Source organism: Nitrospira sp. BLG_2, from assembly GCF_049222245.1.
This window is the reverse complement of record NZ_JBLYIG010000531.1, coordinates 1-2,166: the sequence shown is the minus strand read 5'-3', so window position 1 is coordinate 2,166 and position 2,166 is coordinate 1. Positions and strand designations below refer to the sequence as shown.

The following is a 2,166-nucleotide window of genomic DNA, read 5'->3' as shown; positions in this document are numbered from 1 at the left end:
AGAGTTGAAGATGAAGCGTCCCGCCTTGGCCGATCGCTTGAGCCATTTGAAGGATGTGTCCGGCTTCGTCACCGAGATCGCGAATCTGATGCCGAATAAGCATCAACCCTACGTCGGCGATGCCGCGTTTGCCCACAAGGGGGGAGTGCATATTCATGCCGTGCTGAAGAATGCAGCTACCTATGAGCATGTCGATCCGACGAAGGTCGGTAATCGGCAGCGGATGCTGATCTCCGACTACGGAGGACGGAGCGGCCTGCTGGACAAGATTGAAGCCTACGGCATCACGCTTCCAAAGAACCATGCCAAGGTCGATGAGCTGATCCATACGCTGAAAGATCATGAGAACCAGGGCTATCAATTCGAAGGCGCCGAAGGGTCGTTCGAATTGCTGATGCGAAAGGCGATGGGGAGCCATAGGCCCTCATTTCAGTTACTCGGATTTCGCGTGATTGTTGAGAAGAAGCAGGAAGACGGTACGCCTCTTTCCGAAGCCACGGTGATGGTTAAGGTCGGCGATGCCGTCGAACATACCGCGGCTGTGGGGACCGGCCCGGTCAATGCGCTCGACCACGCCTTGCGCAAGGCGTTGGAAAAATTCTACCCCCAGCTTCGAGAAGTGAAACTGCTGGACTATAAGGTGCGCGTACTGGCTGCCAATCGCGGGACCGAATCAAAGGTGCGTGTCTTGATCGAATCCGGAGACCACAAGGATAAGTGGGGGACGGTCGGAGTCTCTGAAAACATCATCGAGGCGACGTGGCAAGCTCTCGCGGATAGTATCGAATACAAACTTTTGACCAAGGACTAGAGTATTTTCGTAAGCATTCGCCAAATTTATTCTTGACAGGTTTCGTAACCTCACGTAACTTAAGCAAAACTCTACGCATTCCGAGCGGTCGCTAGACGGAATACGGCGAGTTGCAGTGGTCACGTAGGGGGGTGGCATGAGAAAGGCGGATATCGCTGAGGAAATTTTCAAGCAAGTCGGTATCTCGAAAAATGAAGCCGCTGATATCGTTGAGTTTGTCCTGAACCTGCTGAAGTCGGTCTTGCAGAAGGGAGAATCGGTCAAAATCGCGGGGTTTGGAAATTTCGTGGTGCGCAGCAAGGGAGCCCGTAAGGGACGAAATCCTCGAACCGGAGAAGAAATTGGGATTACCCCCCGTCGAGTCGTTACGTTTCGGCCAAGCCAGGTGTTCAAGAAATACGTCAATTCGTAAATCTGCTTCACCCACATCATCGACCGCACCGTGAGGCCGGTCATGGGAACTGGACCCAGGCTGGGGAGCAAGGTCTTCTATAAAATCGGCGAAGTCAGTCAATTGACAAAGCTTCCCGCGTACGTGCTTCGTTTTTGGGAATCTCAATTCACTTTTTTGAACCCCAAGAAGAGTCGAGGGAACCAACGCCTCTATGTTCAACGGGATGTCGAAACCGTGCTGGAAATCAAGCGTATGCTCTATGAAGAGGGACATACCCTCGAGGGCGTCAAGCGATACTGGGTGCGCCGTGGGCGGGCTGCTACACGAAAGCTGCGCCCGAAAGAGGTCGCCAAAAAGTTGAGGGGGGATCTCCAAGTTATTCTCAAGATTATCGACTCGCATTCATCATGAAGAAATGGCAATTTCACCGAGGCAATCCCGTGTTCATCGGCCAAGATGGGTAGCTGTGGAGTAAAGAACGTGTCGGGGCGTAGCGCAGCCCGGTAGCGCACTCGCTTGGGGTGCGAGTGGTCGTGGGTTCAAATCCCGCCGCCCCGACCAATCTTCTTCGTGCTGAGTCATGAGGGCTGAGGACTGAGCGGGTGAATTCCGCCGCCCAGTCAGGATCTGTGGAGCTGCCTCGGGCAGCTCTTTTTGTTGCAGGCGTACCATGCGTATTCTTGTGACCAACGACGACGGTATCCACTCGCCGGGAATCGCAGCCTTGGCGAAGGCGCTTGCCGCGATCGGGGAAGTCTGGATCGTCGCCCCCGATCGGGAGCGCACGGCAGTCGCTCACGCCGTGACATTGCACAAGCCGTTGCGTCTCCATCAATTGGGTCCACGCATGTATGCCGTGAATGGAACCCCCGTGGATTGCGTGAATCTCGCGCTGGTCAAAGTCATGCCTAAACCGCCCGCCATCGTCGTGTCCGGAATCAACAAAGGAGTCAACCTCGGC

The 2,166-nt window shown here is 54.7% G+C and carries 4 protein-coding genes and 1 tRNA gene; all 5 read left to right on the top strand.

The window, feature by feature from the left end; genetic code table 11:
- Positions 1-811 (top strand): alpha-isopropylmalate synthase regulatory domain-containing protein (locus ACOSYY_RS14245; protein WP_421663185.1); only part of this gene is annotated, 811 nt, incomplete at its 5' end.
- A gap of 136 nt (positions 812-947) precedes the next feature.
- Entirely contained in the window at positions 948-1,223 is a 276-nt protein-coding gene (locus ACOSYY_RS14240) for an integration host factor subunit alpha (RefSeq protein ID WP_086426756.1), read from the top strand.
- A 42-nt stretch (positions 1,224-1,265) separates the two neighbouring features.
- Entirely contained in the window at positions 1,266-1,616 is a 351-nt protein-coding gene (locus tag ACOSYY_RS14235; RefSeq protein WP_421663184.1) for a MerR family transcriptional regulator, read from the top strand.
- Positions 1,617-1,689: 73 nt separating this feature from the next.
- A tRNA-Pro gene (locus tag ACOSYY_RS14230) sits at positions 1,690-1,766 on the top strand.
- Positions 1,767-1,875: 109 nt separating this feature from the next.
- The coding region (gene surE, locus ACOSYY_RS14225; protein ID WP_421663183.1) for a 5'/3'-nucleotidase SurE at positions 1,876-2,166 on the top strand (291 nt) is incomplete at its 3' end.

Excerpts from the sequence above, each read along its gene's own strand:
- ACOSYY_RS14235 (WP_421663184.1), top strand. The coding sequence starts at position 1,266 with ATGGGAACTGGACCCAGGCTGGGGAGCAAGGTCTTCTATAAAATCGGC.
- ACOSYY_RS14240 (WP_086426756.1), top strand. The coding sequence starts at position 948 with ATGAGAAAGGCGGATATCGCTGAGGAAATTTTCAAGCAAGTCGGTATC.